Raw genomic sequence first — 17,444 nt, forward strand, 5'->3', positions numbered from 1 at the left:
GGACATCGCTCAGAACGAACTGTCGGCAGCCGCCTTCATGTAGGTCTCGGTGAAACGCAGCTTGACGTTGCCGCTGTCGCCGAGAACCTTGCCGTCGGGCATTTCGATGCCGATGACGTCGGCCGAAGGCGCGCCGCTGCCGAGCAGGCCCTTTTCGAACAGGAAGTTGCGGACGAGATCCATGGTCTTCGGCAGGCTGCCCGAGGCTGTGAAGGCGACGGCATCGGCCGGCTTGGCAAACAGCTTGGTGGCTGCAAGCTGGGATTCGAAACCCTTGAGATCGGTACCCGATGCCTGGCCCATCGCCTCGCGCGCAGCCTTGCCGTCGGCGCTGTCTGATGTCAGCAGCGCTGCGGTCTCATACCAGATGCCGGCGAGCGCCTTGCCGAAATTCGGATTGTCCTTCAGCACGCCGGTGTTGGCGACCATCAGGTCGATGATTTCGCCCGGCACCTGCGAGCTGTCGAAGACTTTCTTGGCCGTGGGGTCCTCGAGTATGGTCGAGACCAGCGGGTTCCAGGTGACGACCGCGCTCACGTCAGCCGTCTTGTAGGCAGCGACCATGTCGGCATCGGAGGTGTTGACCACTTTCACATCGCGCTCGGTCATCTTGATGCTTTCCAGCGCGCGGGCCAGCAGATAGTGCGAGACGGAGAATTCGACGAGATTGACGTTCTGGCCCTTGATGTCGGCAAGGCTCGTCTTATCCTTGAGGATGACGGCATCATTGCCGTTCGAAAAGTCGCCGACGATCACGGCTGTCGTATCGACGCCGCCGGCGGCCGGGATCGACAGGCCGTCCATATTGGTGAGTGTTACGGCATCGAAGGCGCCGGCGGTATACTGGTTCATCGATTCGACGTAGTCGTTGAACTGGGTGACCTCGATTTTGATGCCGTATTTGTCGGCCCATTTCTTGACGATGCCGTGATCGGCCGCGTAACCCCACGGCATCCAGCCGACATAAATCGACCAGGCGACCTTGAAATCGGTCTTCTGTTCCGCCTTCGCGACGGCGCTGAGCCCGAGCGTCAGGGATGCCGTCAGCGCGGCCATCGATAGGATCTTCGAAAAAGTCTGCATTGAAATTCCCCTTTGCTTTTCTTCAAAAGGGATCGGCAATGACCATCGTGCCGCCAATCCCTTGGCTTACGAGGTCTCCCGGGCTTTTATCCCGCCGTGCACCCGACGGGATGTCTCCCCCGCCGGTGGTAGCTCTCGGACCAGCCGCGCCTTGCGACGCCGGAACCCTAGCCACCAACTCTGCAACTATCGAAGCAAAGGGTGTGCCAACTTATAAATTGTTGAATTCGTTGAGAGTGAACAGGCTCTCTTTCCCGGCAGCTCACATAGTGCATGCACTTGCACAGAAAATGTGCGCATTCTGCCGCCGTATTAGGCGATGGCCTATTCTGCTCAGAGGAGAGGCAAGCAGCAAACGCTAGAATGCCGAATTGCGACACGGATCTAATTTCGGAAGGCGCCGGCTGGAACCGTGGTCACCAGTCGGATATCGCGGCGGAAATCCGATGGCGACATGCCGGCGATGTGGCGGAAGGACTTGTTGAATGCGCTGATCGAGCCGAAGCCGCTGTCCATGGCCACCTGCAGCACGTTGGCGCCTTCGCTCATCAGCATCGCCTGGGCGCGCGACAGCCGCAGAAGCGTCACATATTTGCTGAGCGTCATACCGGTCGATCGCTTGAACAGGTTCATCGCATATTTCGGATGCAGATCGGCAGCGCGGGCAATATCGACCGAATCGATGTCGTGCAGGAAATTGGCGGCGATGAAATCGCACATGCGGGCGACGCTGCGCGAGGAATGCGAATGTGGATGATCACCGTCGAGATTGATGGCCGCCAGCGACGTCATCGAATAAGGTTCGAGCGCGATGCGCTCGATGCGCAGCAGCAGTTCGTCGACGGCGTGCTGGGACTTGGCGGGATTGCCTGAGTTGGCATAACGGAACCAGCGGGCGAAGTTGTCGATATCTGCGGCATCCGTTGCCGAAGTCAGCAGTGTCTCGCCCTTCATCAGCCGACTGGAAATGCTGATCGGCAGGCGCAGCCGGAAAAAATAGACGAGCGGCAGATGCGCACCAGCATAGAGCGAATCATCGGAGGATTCGTCCATCTGATGCGGCTGCCCACCCCAGAAGAGACACATTTCACCGGCGTTCAGCCGGAATTCGTGGTCGCTCATGCGATAGTGCACGCTTCCGCGAATCACGTAGTTGACCTCCACCTGCGCGTGCCAGTGCGGCATGGCCATCACAGGCGGGTGGGCATGAAACATTTGCAGCGCCGTCGGCGAACCCTCGATGCTGCTCGCTCCGGGCTGATAGATTGCACGCACACCAACCTTACTTTCCGCCAAATTCATATTCCCTTTGTAGGAGACAGCCGCTCCCTGACAGTTAGTTTAACCGGGTTCGTGAAAGGACGGCAATTGAAAAGGGAGGATTTTCAATGCGCTTCAAACTTCTGGCTGCCACCGCAGCTGTAGCATTGCTTGCTTCCGGCTCCGCATTCGCGCAGTCGGCCAATCTCACCATCTGGAGCTGGAATGTCGCCGCGTCGGCATTGAAGTCCACGCTTCCGGGCTTCAACAAACAGTTCCCCGATATCAAGGTCACCGTCGAGGACCTTGGAAACAGCCAGGTTTTCGACAAGACGCTCGCTGCCTGTGCAGCCGGCGGCGACGGCCTGCCTGACATTGTCAGCATCGAAAATTTCGAGGCTGAAATCTTCTGGAGCCGTTTCCCCGATTGCTTCGCCAATCTGAAGGAACTCGGCTACACGTCCGAGATCCAGGCGAAATTCCCTGATTTCAAGCGCACCGAACTTGAAGTCGGCGATGTCGCCTATGCCATGCCCTGGGATTCCGGCCCTGTCGCCGTTTTCTACCGCCGCGACCTCTACGAAAAGGCGGGCGTCGATCCGAGCACGATCAGCACCTGGGACGATTTCATCGCCGCCGGCAAGAAGATTTCCGCCGCCAATCCCGGCGTCGTCATGGCGCAGGCGGATTTCAACGGCGACAGCGAATGGTTTCGCATGATCGCCAACGAACAGGGCTGCGGCTATTACTCGACCGACGGCCAGAATATCACCATCAACCAGCCGGCCTGCGTCGCCTCGCTTCAGAAGGTGAAGGAAATGAAGGACGCCGGCACGTTGACGGCGGCCAACTGGGACGAAAAGATCCAGGCCAATACCGCCGGCAAGTCCGCAAGCCAGTTGTATGGCGGCTGGTATGAGGGCACCGTGCGCTCGACCTCTCCCGATCTGAAGGGCAAGTGGGGCGTCTACAAGATGCCGAGCCTGACGGCCGACGGCCCGCACGCCGCCAATCTCGGCGGTTCGTCGCTCGCCATTTCGGCGACCTCGGCAAACAAGGAAGCAGCCTGGAAATTCGTCAACTACGCCCTTGGCACGAATGAAGGCCAGATCACCATGCTGAAGGAATTCGGCCTGGTGCCATCGCTGCTTTCGGCTGAAAAAGACCCCTTCATCAGCGAACCGCAGCCCTATTGGGGCGGCCAGAAGGTCTGGGCCGATATCCTGGCGACGCTGCCGAAGATCGTGCCGAGCCGCGGCACCGCTTTCCAGAGCGATGCCGAAGCCATCTTCAAGGCAACGCAGACGAAATTCTTCGCCGGCGGTTATCCCGATGCGAAGGCAGCTCTCGACGACGCCGCCAAGCAGATCGCTTCGGCGACGGGGCTTCCAGTGGCGCAATGAATGACGATGCCGGGCGCTTCGGCGCCCGGCTTTCTCCCGGCTCGCAAAGCGGCCGGTCATTCGTTCGTGAGGAGGAGGCTTGATGCCGTTCAGAACCCGGAGCGCCTACGCGTTCCTTGCACCCTATCTGCTGGTCTTTGCCACCTTCTGGGTCTGGCCGATCATCAATTCGTTTCTGATTTCCTTTCAGAATACCCGCATCAACCCGTGGAAGTACAGTTTCCAGGCCAATTGGGGACGGCTGTTCTACGACCCGGCCTTCTATAATGCTCTTTATAACACGCTGATTATCCTGGTAATCCAGGTGCCAGTCATGATCGGCCTTGCGACCGTCATGGCCGTGATGCTCAATTCGCCGCTGTTGAAAGCGCGGCCGCTCTTCCGCTTTGCTTTCTTCGCGCCCGTCGTCGTCGGCGAGGTTGCCTATGCAGCGGTATTCCGGCTGATGTTCAGCCTCGATTTTGGCATCATCAACAAGCTGATCTCCGCCGTCGGCCTCAGCCCGGTGTCCTGGTTCGACAATGCCAACGCCGCCATGGCGCTGATCATCCTCGCCGTCACATGGCGCTGGGCCGGCTATAACGCCATCATCATCCTTGCCGGCCTGCAGTCGATTCCGGACGATGTCTACGAGGCAGCAACGCTCGACCGGGTGAGCAAGGTACAGCAGTTCTTTCATATCACCCTGCCGCTTCTGAAACCGATCATCCTCTTCTGTGTGGTGCTCTCGGTGATCGGCACCATGCAGCTCTTCACCGAGCCCTTCCTGATTACCAATCGCGGTGGTCCGGGCGGTGGCACGGAGACCCTTGGCTTGTTGCTCTACCGCCAGGGCTTCACCTCGCTGAACTTCGGCTATGCCTCGGCGATCGCCTATACGATGGCGGCGCTTGCCGTGGTCATCTCGCTTCTCAATCTCTGGGTCGGGAGGGATCCGAAATGAAATCCAGGTCGCAATCCCTTCTCCTGCGCCGGATCGCGCTGCACGCCGCACTGGCGCCGCTTGCGGTGATCTGGCTGTTTCCGCTCTGGATGATGTTCGTCTTCTCCACCATGCCCGACAACGGCATCTTCAGCCCAGACATCGTGCTCTGGCCATCGACCAACTTCATCGAGAACTTCAAGAACCTGCAGGCCGACACTGATTTCGTCGGCGCGATGGTGATCTCCGTCGGCGTTGCGCTCATCTATACTTTCCTGTCGGTGATGCTGACCTCGATGGCCGGTTGGGCGCTGGCGCGTTACCGTTTCGTCGGCCGCTCCATCGTCATCGCCATCATCATCGGCACGATCACGCTGCCTTTCTCCGTGGTGGTCATCCCGCAATTCATCATGGTTGCGCGTGAGTTCCGGCTCGCCAACACCTGGGTAGCACTGATCGTGCCGCCACTGTTCAACTCGCTCGGCGTGCTGTTCATGCGGCAATCCTTCTCAATGATGCCGGGCGAGCTTTTCGATGCGGCCCGCGTCGAGGGCGTCAAGGAATGGCAGATCTTCCTGCGCATCGCCCTGCCGCTGGCGCGCCCGACCATGGCGGCACTGGCGATCATCCTCTTTCTCGCCTCGTGGAACAACTACCTCTGGCCGCTCCTCATCAATTCCAGACCGGGAATGATGACGGCGCCGGTGGCATTGGGAACGCTGATCGGCCTCACCAAGGTCTCCTGGGGCGGCATCATGGCTGGAGCGGTGCTGCTGACGGCGCCGATCCTCGTCATCTTCGTGGCCCTTCAGCGCCATTTCATCGCCGGCATCGCGGCCGGCGCAATTAAATAATCGGGAGGCTGCATGGCAGAGCTTTCACTCAGCAATATCGTCAAGCGCTTCGGCGGCTTCGAGATCATCCATGGCGCCAATCTGGAGGTCAAGGACGGTGAATTCGTCGTCTTCGTCGGCCCCTCCGGCTGCGGCAAGTCCACGCTGCTGCGGATGATCGCCGGTCTCGAGGACATTACTTCAGGCGAGCTTCAGATCGGTGGCAGGGTCGTCAATGACGTCGAGCCCGCCGATCGCGGCATCGCCATGGTTTTTCAGTCCTATGCGCTCTATCCGCACCTGACCGTCGAGGAAAACCTGAGCTTCGGCCTGCGAATGAACGGCAATCCGAAGGCCGATACCGAGCGGCGCGTGAGCCACGTCGCCGAGATCCTGCAGATCACCGAGCTGATGAAGCGGCGGCCGAAGCAGCTTTCCGGCGGTCAGCGCCAGCGTGTTGCGATCGGCCGCGCCATCGTCCGCGAACCGGAGGTGTTCCTGTTCGACGAGCCCTTGTCGAACCTCGATGCCGAACTGCGCGTGCAGATGCGTGTCGAGATTTCCAGGCTGCACAAGAAACTCGGCACGACGATGATCTACGTCACCCACGACCAGACCGAGGCGATGACGCTCGCCGACAGGATCGTCGTGCTGCGCGCCGGCAATATCGAGCAGATCGGCGCACCGCTCGATCTCTACGACGATCCCGCCAACCAGTTCGTCGCCGGCTTCGTCGGCTCGCCGAAGATGAATTTCCTGAAGGCCGTGGTGGTCGAGACGCAGCCGGGCAGAGTGGTGATCGCGCTCGAAAGCGACCCCAACATGCGCCTGCCGCTGCCCGTCGCCGATCCCATCGACGCCGGTGCGAAGGTGACGCTTGGCATCCGTCCCGAACATTTCGTCGATGCGGGCATGGGCGATGCCGATCTCACCGTCGCCATCGACGTTGCCGAACATCTCGGCAACACCAGCTACATCTATGCCGCCATAGGCAGCGAGCAGATGATCATCGAGCGGCCGGAATCGCGCGTCGCCGGCAATCGCGAGACGCTGACCGTCGGCCTTCCCGCACGCCACACATTCCTTTTCGACGGCGCCGGCAAACGGCTTCGCTAAATCCCTCCCAAGGCAGAAAGACGAAAGAGGTTTCCATGACTTCCGATCAACCGATCCGCTGGGGCATCATCGGCCCCGGCACCATCGCCCGCACCTTTGCCGACGGCGTCGCCCATTCGCGCACCGGCAAATTGGTGGCGATCGCCACCCGCAATCCAGCGAAGCCCGGACTGGCAGAAAACTTCCCCGGCGCCCGCATCGTCAATGGTTACGAGGCCCTGCTTTCCGACCCCGAGGTTGATGCCGTCTATATCTCCGTGCCCCATACCGGCCATGCCGAATGGGCGATCAAGGCCGCGCGCGCCGGCAAACATATCCTCGTCGAGAAGCCGATCGCACTGTCGGCCTATGATGCTGAAGCCGTTTATTACGAAGCCAAGAAAGCCGGCGTCTTTGCCGGCGAGGCCTTCATGTACCGCGTGCATCCGCAGACGGAAAAGCTGATCGAACTCCTCAAGAGCGGCGTCATCGGCACCGTCCGCATCATTCGCTCGAGCTTCGGCTTCAACATGGGCAGCTATAAGCCGGAACACCGGCTTTTCGCCAACGATACTGCCGGCGGCGGCATTCTCGATGTCGGCGGCTACCCGGTCTCGATGGCGAGACTGATTGCCGGCGCTGCAGAGGACAAGGCCTTCCTTGAACCGGAGAAGGTTTCAGGTGTCGCTCATCTTGGACAGAGCGGCGTCGATGAATGGGCGTCCGCCGTGCTTAAATTCCCGAACGAGATCATCGCCGAAGTCTCCTGCTCGATCATGGCGCAGCAGGACAATGTGTTGCGCATCATCGGCTCCGAGGGCCGGATCGAAGTGGCCGACTTCTGGTTCGCCTCCGGCCACAAGGGTGGCGTCGGCAAGATCGAGATCTTCAAGGGCGGCAAACAGGAAACCGTCGAAATCAAAGAAGACCGTTGGCTCTATTCCTTCGAGGCGGATGCAGCGGGTGACGCCATCCGCGCCGGCAGAACCGAATTCAGTTCACCCGGCATGAGCTGGGCGGATTCGATCGGAAACCTGCGCGTGCTCGACCAGTGGCGCGCCTCTGTCGGCCTCGAATATGGGATCGAGAAAGCGGAGAAACGCACGACCAACATTGCCGGCGGCGCGGTAACGCGCGGCAGCAGCATTCCGCGGCGCCAGATACCCGGCATTTCCAAGCCGGCCTCGGTCGTGACCCTCGGCTTCGAGTTCTTCCCGAACTTTGCCGCTGCCTCGCTGACGCTCGACGCCTTCTATGAGGCCGGCGGCAATGTCTTCGATACCGCCTATGTCTACGGGGCCGGCAAGACGGAAGCGATCTTCGGCGACTGGCACACCAGCCGCAAGGTGCCGCGCGAGGAGATCGTGCTGATCGGCAAGGGCGCGCATTCGCCGCTCTGCTATCCCGATATGATCGCAAAACAGCTCGACCAGTCGCTCGCCCGGCTGAAGACTGACTATGTCGACATCTACTTCATGCATCGCGACAATACCGACGTGCCGGTCGGCGAATTCGTCGATGCGATGGATGCCGAGGTCAAGCGCGGCCGCATTCGTGGCATCTTCGGCGGCTCGAACTGGACGCGGGCACGTTTCGACGAGGCGATCGCCTATGCCGAAAAAACCGGCAAGGCAGCGCCGGCAGCACTTTCCAACAACTTTTCGCTCGCCGAGATGCTCGACCCGATCTGGGCCGGCTGCGTCGCCGCCTCCGATGACGATTGGAAGAAATGGCTGAACGACAAGCAGATCCCGAACTTTGCCTGGTCGAGCCAGGGCCGCGGCTTCTTTACCGATCGTGCGGGCCGCGACAAGCGAGACGATGAAGAGGTCGTGCGGGTCTGGTATTCCGAGCGGAATTTCGGTCGCCGCGACCGCGCCATCGAACTGGCCAACAAGCTCGGCCGCAATCCGATCCACATTGCACTTGCCTATGTGATCGCCCAGCCCTTCCCGGTCATTCCGCTGATCGGGCCGCGCACCGTCGCCGAATTGGAAGACAGTCTTTCGGCGCTCGACATCAAGCTGACGCCAGATCAGGTGAAGTGGCTGGAAGGCTGAACCAACAAGGGCGCGGTGCAAGCCGCCAGCCACCTACCTGGCTAGTTGTCAAATCTGACCCATCAACACCCCCGGCAGCTTCGGTTACCGGGGGTGTTGCGCATGGTGGAGTTCGTCATCGTCGTCCACGGGCAACCTCTCGACTGGAGCGTATGCATCATTCTGCCGTGCATCTCTGATTGCCGCAATCTCGACAATGCCGTCTCGTGAGCGAATGGTGAGCACGAGCGGAGGCATACTCACCTTGCGAGTTCCTTCCAGGATTCCCCTTTCCGTCATTTGGGGAGACGAGGAAAGAAGGTCTTTGCCTTTCCAGGCGTTCGACGAGTTTCCTTGCGGCGGCTGGATTAATCTCTGCGAGTTCGGCAACCTTGCTCAAAAACCAGCGTTCTGCACTTTTGGAAAGGCGAACGGGAGGCATCAACCCACCCGCATACGGCGTCGGTATTCGGCGGCATCGACGATTGCCCGGGTCTTCTCGAGCACGTCCTCCAGATCGACAGTGTCGCCGCGATCCAGTTCATCGAGGCCTTGAGCATCCGCAAGGATTTCGGCCCCTTCCGTTGCAAGATATTGACTGAGCGCCTTCTGCATGACCCAAGTACGGTCACGTTCAAGGATTGCGGCGATACGATCAAACTCCGAAACCAGCGACGTCGGCAGTCTTAGAGAAACTTGAGATTTTTCACTGTTCAGCATGGTTATCGCTCCGTAATACGGTGAATTACACGGCAACCCAAAACCGAGCGAAGTCAATGCGCCCTGGCCCTCGCGACGGCGTGATCCGCTTTAGGCGGCGCCGTGCGAGCCGCGCGGCCTGCATTTTACTTACGCGGCTCGGAAGCCTTCTTCCTGGCCTCGTCGTCCATCAGCTCATACCACATGGCGTTGAGGACGGCGAAGGCGGCTGCCAGCGGCAGGCCGAGGATCCATGCGAAATACCACATTGTTTCGTCTCCATCGAGCAACTCCAGGAAAAGTGCGAAGCGGTCCGGAATTGCGAAAAAAACAAAAAGTTAGAGCGGTTCTGCTGAACCGCTCTAATAGGCGTGACTGTTTTTATCGGTGACGGATTTCTCGTCAACCTTGCCCCACAGGACCTTGTAGACCCAGGCGGTGTAAGCAAAGATGATCGGCAGGAAGATCACCGTCACCACCAGCATGATGAACAGCGTCATGTGGCTGGAGGATGCATCCCAGACCGTCAGGCTTGATCGCGGATCGAGCGAGGAGGGTAGGATGAAGGGAAACATCGAGACGCCGACCGTCGAGATGATGCCAAAGATTGCCACCTTGCTGAAGAGCAACGTCATCACCTCGCGCCTTGCCCGCATGGCAATGAAGGCCAGAGCCGCGCCCGCGAAGCCGAGGACGGGTGCCACGATCATCCACGAATGGGTGGTGTAATTGGCAAGCCACGCGCCTTGCTCCAGCGCCACCGTTTTCAACAGCGGATTGGAGGGGCCGATCGGGCTGATATCGCTGGTGATGCGATAACCGCCGACACCGATCCATAGGAAGAGACCGCCAAGCGCGAAAAGCACGATGGCGGCAAGGGCGGCGATGCTGCCATAGCTTCTGGCACGCTCGGCAACCGGGCCACTTGCCTTCAACACCAGCCAAGCCGCGCCATGCATTGTCAACATGGCTAGGGAAAGCAGGCCGCAGAGCAGCGCATAGGGGTTGAGCAGGGCAAAGAACGAGCCTTCGTAGAAGATCCGCATGTCGTCGGCAAAGCGGAAGGGCACACCCTGCAGCACATTGCCGACAGCAACGCCGAAGATCAGCGACGGGACGAAGCCGCCGATGAAGAGCGCCCAGTCCCAGCCGGTGCGCCAGCGGGCGCTTTCGCGCTTCGACCGGTATTTGAATCCAACCGGACGCAGGATGAGCGCGAAGAGCATCGCGAACATCGCCAGATAGAAGCCCGAGAAGGAAACCGCATAAAGCGGCGGCCAGGCGGCGAAGATGGCGCCGCCGGCGAGGATCAGCCAGACTTGGTTGCCTTCCCAGGTGGCGCCGATGGTATTGATCGCCACGCGCCGTTCCGTATCGGTCCGGGCGACAAAAGGCAGAAGCGTGCCGACGCCGAGATCGAAGCCGCCTGTCGTCGCAAAGGCGATCAGCAGCACGCCGAGCAGCAGCCACCAGATGAGACGCAGGGTTTCATAATCGATGAGTTCGTGAAGGATCATGGCAGGTCACTCCGCGGCCGGGACGAGGGCTTCGGAAATCAGCACGGCTTCCGGCTCGTCGTCCGGCTCCGGCCCTTGTTTGATCGCCTTGATCATCAGGCTCATCTCGATGACGATCAGCACCGTGTAGAGCGTAGCAAAACCGATGATGGTCAAAAGCACGGTACCGGCGCCGAGGCTGGAGACGGCAGCAGCCGTTGGCAGCACGCCTTCGATCACCCAGGGCTGACGGCCGAATTCGGCGACGACCCAGCCGAGTTCTATGGCGACGAAGGGCAGGGGGATTGCCAGCACGGCAATCCGCAGAAGCAGTGGATATTTGTCGAGGTGGCGGCGCGCCGACAGCCAGAAGAAGGTGGCAGTCAGCAAGATGAAGAAGATGCCGAGGCCGACCATGATACGGAATGACCAGAAGAGCGTCGGCACGTGCGGGATCGTATCACGCGCGGCCTGAGCGATCTGCGCGTCGGTCGCCTGGCGCGGATCGTCGACATAGCGCTTCAGGAGCAGGGCATAACCGAGATCATGGCCGAGCTCCTCGAAGGAGCTGCGGACTTCCTGGGCGACCTGATCCTGGGCTGGCGCCGCGCGGATCTGCGCCAGCGCATCATAGGCCTTGATCCCGTCGCGGATGCGGACCTCGGCCTGCTGTTCGAGCTTGTCGATGCCGGGGATTTCGGTCGTCAGCGACCGTGTGCCGATCAACCCCATGACCCACGGGATATGGACGGCGAAATGCGTCTCGCGCGCTTCCTGATCGGGGAAGCCGAAGGCGGTAAAGGCGGCCGGCGCCGGCTCGGTCTTCCACATGCCCTCGATCGCGGCGAGCTTCATCTTCTGGTTCTCGGTGGCGAGATAACCGCTCTCGTCGCCAAGCACGACCACGGAAAGGGCCGAGGCGAGGCCGAAGGAGGCCGCCACCGTCATCGAACGCTTGGCAAGCTCGATATGCCGGCCCTTCAGCACATACCAGGCCGAGACGCCGAGCACGAAGATCGAGGCGCAGACATACCCTGCCGATACGGTGTGGACGAATTTCGCCTGGGCGACCGGATTGAAGACCACGTCGAAGAAGCTAGTGATCTCCATGCGCATCGTCTGCGGATTGAGCGCCGATCCCACTGGATTCTGCATCCAGCCATTGGCAATCAGGATCCAGAGGGCCGAAAAGTTCGAGCCGAGAGCGACCGCCCAGGTGGCGACGAGATGGCCGACCTTCGACAGCTTGTCCCAGCCGAAGAAGAACAGACCGACGAAGGTTGCCTCAAGGAAGAAGGCCATCAGGCCTTCGATCGCCAGCGGCGCGCCGAAGATGTCGCCGACATAATAGCTGTAGTAGCTCCAGTTCATGCCGAACTGGAATTCCATGACGATACCGGTGGCGACACCGATCACGAAATTGATGCCGAACAGCGTGCCCCAGAATTTCGTCATCTGCCGCCAGATCTGGCGGCCGGTCATGACATAGACGGTTTCCATGATCGCCAAGAGCACGGACAGGCCGAGCGTCAGCGGCACGAATAGGAAGTGGTAAAGCGCCGTCAGCGCGAATTGAAAGCGCGAAAGTGCTACGATATCTAGTTCCATTTGTCTTTCTCCCACGGTCCCACGGGGTACGGAGCGTTCCTCAGCGCCGACCGGCGCCTGAGGGCATGCGATCTTGCTCAATCCGGCCGAAGCCGATCGAGCGCCTTTCCGAACGCCGCCTCTCCGCGGCGCGAAACCTCTAGAATGCGGCCGCCTTCGATGACGGCGATGCGGTCCGCGATGGCTGCCTCGCGGCGAATATGCGTGGCGATGACCAGCGAGCGCCCTGCCGCCACTGCCGAGAGACGTTGGAGCACATCCCGGGCGGTGTCGCCGTCGAGACCTTCAGTCGGCTCGTCGAGCAGCCAGAGCGGCGTGTCGCGCAGGAAGAGCCGCGCAAGCGCCAGCCGGCGCGACTGGCCGCCCGAAAGGCCGAGCCCGCCTTCGCCGAGCGGCGTATCGATCCCCCGCGGCATGGCCTCGACATCAGCAAGCAGACCGGCCGCAGCGAGCACTTCCCGAAGGCGCGCCTCGCTTGCTTCCGGGTTCGCAAGGCTGAGATTGCCGCGCAGGCTGTCCTCGAAGAGTTCCGTCCGTTGCGTCAGCAAGGTCGCCGTTTGCGCGGCGACGCTTCCCGTCTTTGCCGACAATTCACCTGAGAGCACGGCAAGCAGGCTCGACTTGCCGGCGCCGCTGCTGCCGATGACGGCAAGGCACTCGCCCTGGTGGAGCTCGATGCCTTGAAGTGTTGGCATGGCGGAGTTTTCATGGAAGGCCGACACATCCATCAGCGAAAAGGCGTATCCCGGTAGTGGCGGCGCCAATGGTTCGGGAGCCGCCGTGACGGTAAGCCGTGGCGCGACACGCCTTGCCGCAAGCAGCGTCCGCCCAAGTTCCAGAGCACCGCGGCGCAACGCCGCAAAGGGTTCGACGGCCGCGAAGGCGACGAGCAAGCCGAGGGCCGCAACAGGGGCGGTGATCACTTTCGCTTCCACAAGGGTGCCGACGGCAAGCAGCGATGCCGTGAGCAAGAGGGTGGAGACAAGGCCGAAGCCAAATGTCAGGCCGGTCTCGATGCGGTTCAATCGGTCGTCGGCGCAGGCGGCGTAGTGGTCGGCGACAGCGATTGCCTCTCTCTGCGCGCCAAGCCGGCCGGCCATCAGGATATCGGTCTGACCGGCGACGAGATCGATCGTCCGCGACCGCAACGCCTCGATGCCATGGGCGCGCCTGCGGGCGTGTTTACGCGCCGCTCGAGCGGCGATCAGAGGCAAACCAAATCCCGCGCCGGCGAGAAAGAGCCCAAAGAAGAGGCCGAACAACGGATGCAGCAGCCCCAGCACGACGCTTACCGCAAGGGTAGCGCCGATCGCCACCGCAGTCGGGACGAGGATGCGGAGATACAGCGAATCGAGCGCGTCGATATCAGCCGTCAGCCGGAAAAGCAGCCTTGCAGGACGATGCAAAAGCGAACGCGCCGCACCCGGTTCAGCGAAGCCGCGAAACAGCCTTTCGCGAAGAGCCGCGAGCACACCGAGCGTCGCGTCATGAGTCGCAAGCCTTTCACCGTAACGTGCTGCCGTGCGGACAATGGCGAGCAGGCGGATGCCTGCCGAGGGCACAAAGACGTCGAAGGTGATGGCGGCAACGGAAAGGCCGGCAAGCGACGTGGCGGTGATGAACCAGCCGGATAGGCCGAGCAAGGCGATGCCGGCTGTGACCGTCGCTGCCGAAAGTGCGGCGCCGAGCAGCAGCGCGCGCCGGCGCTCGGCAAAAAACAGACGCAGGACCGGTTTGAGGTCTGCTGCAAATGTGCTCATTCGGCGGCCTCCCTGATCATGATATCGGCGTCGATGCGCATGGTGCGATGCATGCGCGCGGCAAGCCGCGGATCATGGGTCGCAACGATCAAAGTGCGGCCGATAGCGAGCGAAAGCAGGCTCTCGGTGACCTCGGCAGCGGTGGCGGCATCGAGATGCGCGGTCGGCTCGTCGGCAAGGATGATCCTCAGATGCGGATTGCAGGCGGCACGGGCGATCGCAAGCCGCAGCGCCTCGCCGCCGGAAAGACCGATGCCGCCCTCGCCGAGCGGCCGACTGCCATAGGCTTCGGCCACTTTTCCCAGTCTCGCGGCATCCAGTGCATCGGCAACATCGCCGCGCAGCACGCCGGGCCTTCCGAGCGCGATATTCCCCGCAATGGTGCCGGCAAAGATATGCGGCTTCTGGCCGATCCACGCCATGCCGCCGCGCAAGAGTGCTGCGGTATCATCCGCAAGCTCGAGGCCGCCGATGACGATGCGGCCGCCGGTGCAGGGCGCCAGTCCCGCCATCAGCGAAAGCAGCGTCGATTTTCCGGAACCGCTGGCCCCGAGCAGCGCCAGATGTTCGCCGGCAGCGATATCGAGGTTGAAATCACCGAGGATCAACGGTTCGTCGGCGCCATAGCGAAAGGCGAGATTTTCAAGGCGAATGGCCGGTGTTTCGGCGACGACAGGTACCGCTGGCGCGATTTCGGCTGCTCCTCGAATAGACAGACCGCCTTCAGCCAGAGCGTCAAGCGCCTTCAGCGCCGCTTCGCCGGCCGCCCGATCGTGCCAGACGGCCGAGAGTTCGCGCAGCGGCTCGAAAAAGGCCGGCGCCAGCAGCAGGATGAACAGTCCCTCGGTCAGGTCGAGCTGGCCGACCCAAGTGCCGAAGCGGATTTCTCCGAGCAGGCTGAAGCCGACATAGACGGCAATCATCGCCACGCCGAGTGCGGCGAAAAGTTCGAGCACGGCCGAGGAGAGAAAGGCGATCTTCAGCACCGCCATGGTGCGCAGACGCAGCGATTGCGCCTCCCGGCGCAGCTGCAGCGCCGTTGCATCCACCGCATCGAGCGCACGGATCGTCGCCAGTCCACGCAGCCGATCGAGCAGGAAACCGTTGAGGCCACCGGTCGCAACGAGTTGTCTTTCGCTGGCCGCCTGGGCGCGCCAGCCGATCAGCGCCATAAAGATCGGGATCAGCGGCGCGGCAAACAGCAACACCAGCGCGCCGACCCAGGAGACCGGAAAGATGACAGCAAGAATGATGAGCGGCACAAGGCTCGCCTTCATGCGCGCTGGCTGGAAACGGGCGAGATAGGGCACGATGAGTTCGGCTTGCTCACCAAGCACGCTTGCGGCTTTGCCGGAGGCCTGCCGGCCACGATCGATCGGCGATGATATCGAAAGTGCCGCAGCGGCGGCCCGTCGCCTGCGGCTGAGTTCAGCGCGCGCGACATGAAAGGCCAGCCGGCCACCAGCCGCGTCGAGACAACTCTTTGCAAATCCGAGCAGGAGGATACCCAGGGCCGGCCAGAGAACATCCTGCAATCCGCCGCCATCAGCGATGCGCCCGACCGAGGCGGCCAGCAGCCCAGCCTGCGGAATCCAGACCGCGGCTGCCAATGCCTGCAGCATCGCCGCTCTGCGCAGCCCGCCCTTCGCATCATCCGGGCCGGTGATGGACGACACGGTATCGCCGTCCGCCACCGGTGCGGTCTTCCTCCTGTCCTTTGCGTCGAAGAAAGCGGTGCCCATGGCGCTAACTCTTGTTCGCAGGATTCGGCCGGCGGCCGCGGCCGAGCGAAACGACCCGGTCCTTGGCCTCCAGAAGCTTGGTTACCTTCGCACCCAGCGAGAGTAACGTTGCGAGCCTTTCCGTTTCAAGTTGTTTTACGTCTTCATACCAATGGGTCAGCTGCTCGATCAGCGTGTGCATCTCGTTCATGCGTATCTGCGCATGGCGTTCGGCCTCGCTGGCCGGCCGTTGCATCAGGATTTCGCGCAGAACCGACAGCGTCGGATCGACTTCGCGCTTCTTTCGTTCCTCGGCAAGCGTCCTCAATATCAACCAGACATCATCAGGCGTGGTGAAGAAATCGCGGCGATCGTCCGGCCTGTGTTTGAGAAGGACGAGATTCCAGGCCTGCAGTTCCCGCAGGCTCATCGACACGTTGGAGCGCGAAATGCCGAGCGACTCGGCGATCTCTTCGGCGCAGAGCGGTGCGGGGGAAACGAAGAGCAGGGCGTAGATCTGGCCGACCGTGCGGTTTATTCCCCAGCGCGATCCCATTTCGCCGAAGTGAAGAACGAAGGACTGGACGAGAGGCGGAAGGTTCATCGTTGTTTCCGTTGCGTCTGTGATTTCAGAAATTTCTGAAATTACTGTATTCACTGTCACACCTCGTCGACAACCGGCAAGGCGGGCCTGCGTCAATTTGGATGGCCATTCGTTGATCGTGCGTCAGATATAACCCGACGCGACAGGGCTGGATTTGATTTGGATCAAGTCCGCCGCACTCTGCGGCTTGACGCAAAAACGCCCGGCAAGGCGTTACCGGGCGTTCTGGTGGGACTGCAATGTATAATGCGCGCCGCCACGGGTCGTGGCGGGCAGAATGCCGTCAGCTCAGATCACGCCGACAAGAATGCCGACACCGGCAACAGCGGCAAGACCGCCGGCGGTGCGTACGACGAAGGACCCTTGCCGCTCGCCAACGCGAGCGATCAGAAAGCCGAGACCGAGGCCAGTGGCATGAAGCAGCGCAGTCGCGATCATGAAACCGGTAGCGTAAGCAGCACCGCCGGCATCCTCTGGCATCTCCGCCCCGTGGGCGTGCCCGTGGAAGATCGCGAAAAGGCCGACGACACCCATCGCAACAGCGGTCGGCGCCTTGACGTTGAGGGCAACGATCGCACCAAGGACGATGACGGAAAGCGCGATGCCGGTTTCAACGAAGGGAACATTGACACCGGCGACACCGAGGGCACCGCCGAGCGCCATCACCAGAACGAAGGTCGTCGGCACCAACCAGATGGCGCGGCCACCGAGCTGAAAAGCGAAGACGCCGACCATTACCATCGCGAGGATATGATCGAGACCGGAAACGGGATGACTGAAGCCATGCACAAAGCCGGAGGTCTGACCAACGCCGGTATGCGCATAGGCGACGGCTGGAAGCGCGGCGGCAGCCAAGGCAAGCAAGCCGCTCTTGAGTGCTGATTTCATGGGTTCATTCCTCGTGAGTTTCGAAATCCTGCG

The 17,444-nt window shown here is 61.4% G+C and carries 15 protein-coding genes and 1 riboswitch; of the genes, 5 read left to right on the plus strand and 10 right to left on the minus strand.

Annotation, left to right across the window (positions count from 1 at the left end; all coding sequences use genetic code 11):
• Window positions 1-9 precede the first annotated feature (9 nt).
• On the minus strand, window positions 10-1,083 hold the full coding sequence (locus RCCGE510_RS31655; protein ID WP_007637278.1) for a putative urea ABC transporter substrate-binding protein: 1,074 nt from the start codon (window positions 1,081-1,083) through the stop codon (window positions 10-12).
• A gap of 73 nt (window positions 1,084-1,156) precedes the next feature.
• A riboswitch (guanidine-I (ykkC/yxkD leader) is annotated at window positions 1,157-1,265 on the minus strand.
• A 202-nt stretch (window positions 1,266-1,467) separates the two neighbouring features.
• Window positions 1,468-2,385 carry a helix-turn-helix domain-containing protein gene (locus RCCGE510_RS31660; RefSeq protein WP_007637280.1) on the minus strand — a complete coding sequence of 306 codons (918 nt, stop codon included), beginning with the start codon at window positions 2,383-2,385 and terminating at the stop codon, window positions 1,468-1,470.
• Between the two features lie 86 nt (window positions 2,386-2,471).
• Here RCCGE510_RS31660 and RCCGE510_RS31665 point away from each other — a divergent pair, with 86 nt between their 5' ends.
• The 5 genes from RCCGE510_RS31665 to RCCGE510_RS31685 all read left to right on the plus strand — a co-directional run bounded on the left by RCCGE510_RS31665 (window position 2,472) and on the right by RCCGE510_RS31685 (window position 8,656).
• The gene (locus tag RCCGE510_RS31665) at window positions 2,472-3,746 is read left to right on the plus strand and encodes an extracellular solute-binding protein (RefSeq protein ID WP_007637282.1); all 1,275 of its coding nucleotides are present in this window, start codon (window positions 2,472-2,474) and stop codon (window positions 3,744-3,746) included.
• An 82-nt stretch (window positions 3,747-3,828) separates the two neighbouring features.
• On the plus strand, window positions 3,829-4,689 hold the full coding sequence (locus tag RCCGE510_RS31670) for a sugar ABC transporter permease (RefSeq protein WP_007637285.1): 861 nt from the start codon (window positions 3,829-3,831) through the stop codon (window positions 4,687-4,689).
• The gene (locus RCCGE510_RS31675; protein WP_007637287.1) at window positions 4,686-5,522 is read left to right on the plus strand and encodes a carbohydrate ABC transporter permease; all 837 of its coding nucleotides are present in this window, start codon (window positions 4,686-4,688) and stop codon (window positions 5,520-5,522) included. The genes RCCGE510_RS31670 and RCCGE510_RS31675 overlap by 4 nt, the downstream gene beginning before the upstream one ends.
• A 12-nt stretch (window positions 5,523-5,534) precedes the next feature.
• A complete protein-coding gene (gene ugpC / locus RCCGE510_RS31680) occupies window positions 5,535-6,617 on the plus strand; it encodes a sn-glycerol-3-phosphate ABC transporter ATP-binding protein UgpC (RefSeq protein WP_007637289.1) in 1,083 nt (360 codons plus the stop codon).
• A gap of 35 nt (window positions 6,618-6,652) precedes the next feature.
• The gene (locus RCCGE510_RS31685) at window positions 6,653-8,656 is read left to right on the plus strand and encodes an aldo/keto reductase (protein ID WP_007637291.1); all 2,004 of its coding nucleotides are present in this window, start codon (window positions 6,653-6,655) and stop codon (window positions 8,654-8,656) included.
• A 420-nt stretch (window positions 8,657-9,076) separates the two neighbouring features.
• Here RCCGE510_RS31685 and RCCGE510_RS31695 read toward each other — a convergent pair whose 3' ends face one another.
• The 8 genes from RCCGE510_RS31695 to RCCGE510_RS31730 all read right to left on the minus strand — a co-directional run bounded on the left by RCCGE510_RS31695 (window position 9,077) and on the right by RCCGE510_RS31730 (window position 17,411).
• Window positions 9,077-9,355, minus strand: coding sequence for a ribbon-helix-helix protein, CopG family (locus tag RCCGE510_RS31695; RefSeq protein WP_037080615.1), 279 nt, complete (start codon window positions 9,353-9,355; stop codon window positions 9,077-9,079).
• Between the two features lie 125 nt (window positions 9,356-9,480).
• The gene (gene cydX / locus RCCGE510_RS34335; RefSeq protein ID WP_007637296.1) at window positions 9,481-9,603 is read right to left on the minus strand and encodes a cytochrome bd-I oxidase subunit CydX; all 123 of its coding nucleotides are present in this window, start codon (window positions 9,601-9,603) and stop codon (window positions 9,481-9,483) included.
• 93 nt (window positions 9,604-9,696) lie between these two features.
• On the minus strand, window positions 9,697-10,851 hold the full coding sequence (cydB, locus tag RCCGE510_RS31705) for a cytochrome d ubiquinol oxidase subunit II (protein WP_007637298.1): 1,155 nt from the start codon (window positions 10,849-10,851) through the stop codon (window positions 9,697-9,699).
• 6 nt (window positions 10,852-10,857) lie between these two features.
• Window positions 10,858-12,438, minus strand: coding sequence for a cytochrome ubiquinol oxidase subunit I (locus RCCGE510_RS31710; RefSeq protein ID WP_007637301.1), 1,581 nt, complete (start codon window positions 12,436-12,438; stop codon window positions 10,858-10,860).
• A gap of 77 nt (window positions 12,439-12,515) precedes the next feature.
• Window positions 12,516-14,198 carry an ATP-binding cassette domain-containing protein gene (locus RCCGE510_RS31715; protein ID WP_007637307.1) on the minus strand — a complete coding sequence of 561 codons (1,683 nt, stop codon included), beginning with the start codon at window positions 14,196-14,198 and terminating at the stop codon, window positions 12,516-12,518.
• The gene (gene cydD / locus RCCGE510_RS31720; protein ID WP_007637310.1) at window positions 14,195-15,940 is read right to left on the minus strand and encodes a thiol reductant ABC exporter subunit CydD; all 1,746 of its coding nucleotides are present in this window, start codon (window positions 15,938-15,940) and stop codon (window positions 14,195-14,197) included. Before cydD ends, RCCGE510_RS31715 begins: the two co-directional genes overlap by 4 nt.
• Before the next feature lie 4 nt (window positions 15,941-15,944).
• Entirely contained in the window at window positions 15,945-16,523 is a 579-nt protein-coding gene (locus RCCGE510_RS31725) for a GbsR/MarR family transcriptional regulator (RefSeq protein WP_007637312.1), read from the minus strand.
• 288 nt (window positions 16,524-16,811) lie between these two features.
• Window positions 16,812-17,411: a HupE/UreJ family protein gene (locus RCCGE510_RS31730; RefSeq protein ID WP_007637327.1), complete on the minus strand. Its 600-nt coding sequence runs from the start codon at window positions 17,409-17,411 to the stop codon at window positions 16,812-16,814.
• Between the last annotated feature and the right edge of the window lie 33 nt (window positions 17,412-17,444).

It is taken from the genome of Rhizobium sp. CCGE 510, assembly GCF_000292525.1.
Classification (GTDB): domain Bacteria; phylum Pseudomonadota; class Alphaproteobacteria; order Rhizobiales; family Rhizobiaceae; genus Rhizobium.

What these genes read in the sequence shown, in the direction of transcription:
- RCCGE510_RS31655 (WP_007637278.1), bottom strand. Translation starts at nt 1,083, where the DNA reads ATGCAGACTTTTTCGAAGATCCTATCGATGGCCGCGCTGACGGCATCC.
- cydX (WP_007637296.1), bottom strand. Translation starts at nt 9,603, where the DNA reads ATGTGGTATTTCGCATGGATCCTCGGCCTGCCGCTGGCAGCCGCCTTC.
- RCCGE510_RS31730 (WP_007637327.1), bottom strand. Translation starts at nt 17,411, where the DNA reads ATGAAATCAGCACTCAAGAGCGGCTTGCTTGCCTTGGCTGCCGCCGCG.
- RCCGE510_RS31665 (WP_007637282.1), top strand. Translation starts at nt 2,472, where the DNA reads ATGCGCTTCAAACTTCTGGCTGCCACCGCAGCTGTAGCATTGCTTGCT.
- RCCGE510_RS31715 (WP_007637307.1), bottom strand. Translation starts at nt 14,198, where the DNA reads ATGAGCACATTTGCAGCAGACCTCAAACCGGTCCTGCGTCTGTTTTTT.
- RCCGE510_RS31695 (WP_037080615.1), bottom strand. Translation starts at nt 9,355, where the DNA reads ATGCTGAACAGTGAAAAATCTCAAGTTTCTCTAAGACTGCCGACGTCG.
- cydD (WP_007637310.1), bottom strand. Translation starts at nt 15,940, where the DNA reads ATGGGCACCGCTTTCTTCGACGCAAAGGACAGGAGGAAGACCGCACCG.
- ugpC (WP_007637289.1), top strand. Translation starts at nt 5,535, where the DNA reads ATGGCAGAGCTTTCACTCAGCAATATCGTCAAGCGCTTCGGCGGCTTC.
- cydB (WP_007637298.1), bottom strand. Translation starts at nt 10,851, where the DNA reads ATGATCCTTCACGAACTCATCGATTATGAAACCCTGCGTCTCATCTGG.
- RCCGE510_RS31710 (WP_007637301.1), bottom strand. Translation starts at nt 12,438, where the DNA reads ATGGAACTAGATATCGTAGCACTTTCGCGCTTTCAATTCGCGCTGACG.
- RCCGE510_RS31660 (WP_007637280.1), bottom strand. Translation starts at nt 2,385, where the DNA reads ATGAATTTGGCGGAAAGTAAGGTTGGTGTGCGTGCAATCTATCAGCCC.
- RCCGE510_RS31675 (WP_007637287.1), top strand. Translation starts at nt 4,686, where the DNA reads ATGAAATCCAGGTCGCAATCCCTTCTCCTGCGCCGGATCGCGCTGCAC.
- RCCGE510_RS31725 (WP_007637312.1), bottom strand. Translation starts at nt 16,523, where the DNA reads ATGAACCTTCCGCCTCTCGTCCAGTCCTTCGTTCTTCACTTCGGCGAA.
- RCCGE510_RS31685 (WP_007637291.1), top strand. Translation starts at nt 6,653, where the DNA reads ATGACTTCCGATCAACCGATCCGCTGGGGCATCATCGGCCCCGGCACC.
- RCCGE510_RS31670 (WP_007637285.1), top strand. Translation starts at nt 3,829, where the DNA reads ATGCCGTTCAGAACCCGGAGCGCCTACGCGTTCCTTGCACCCTATCTG.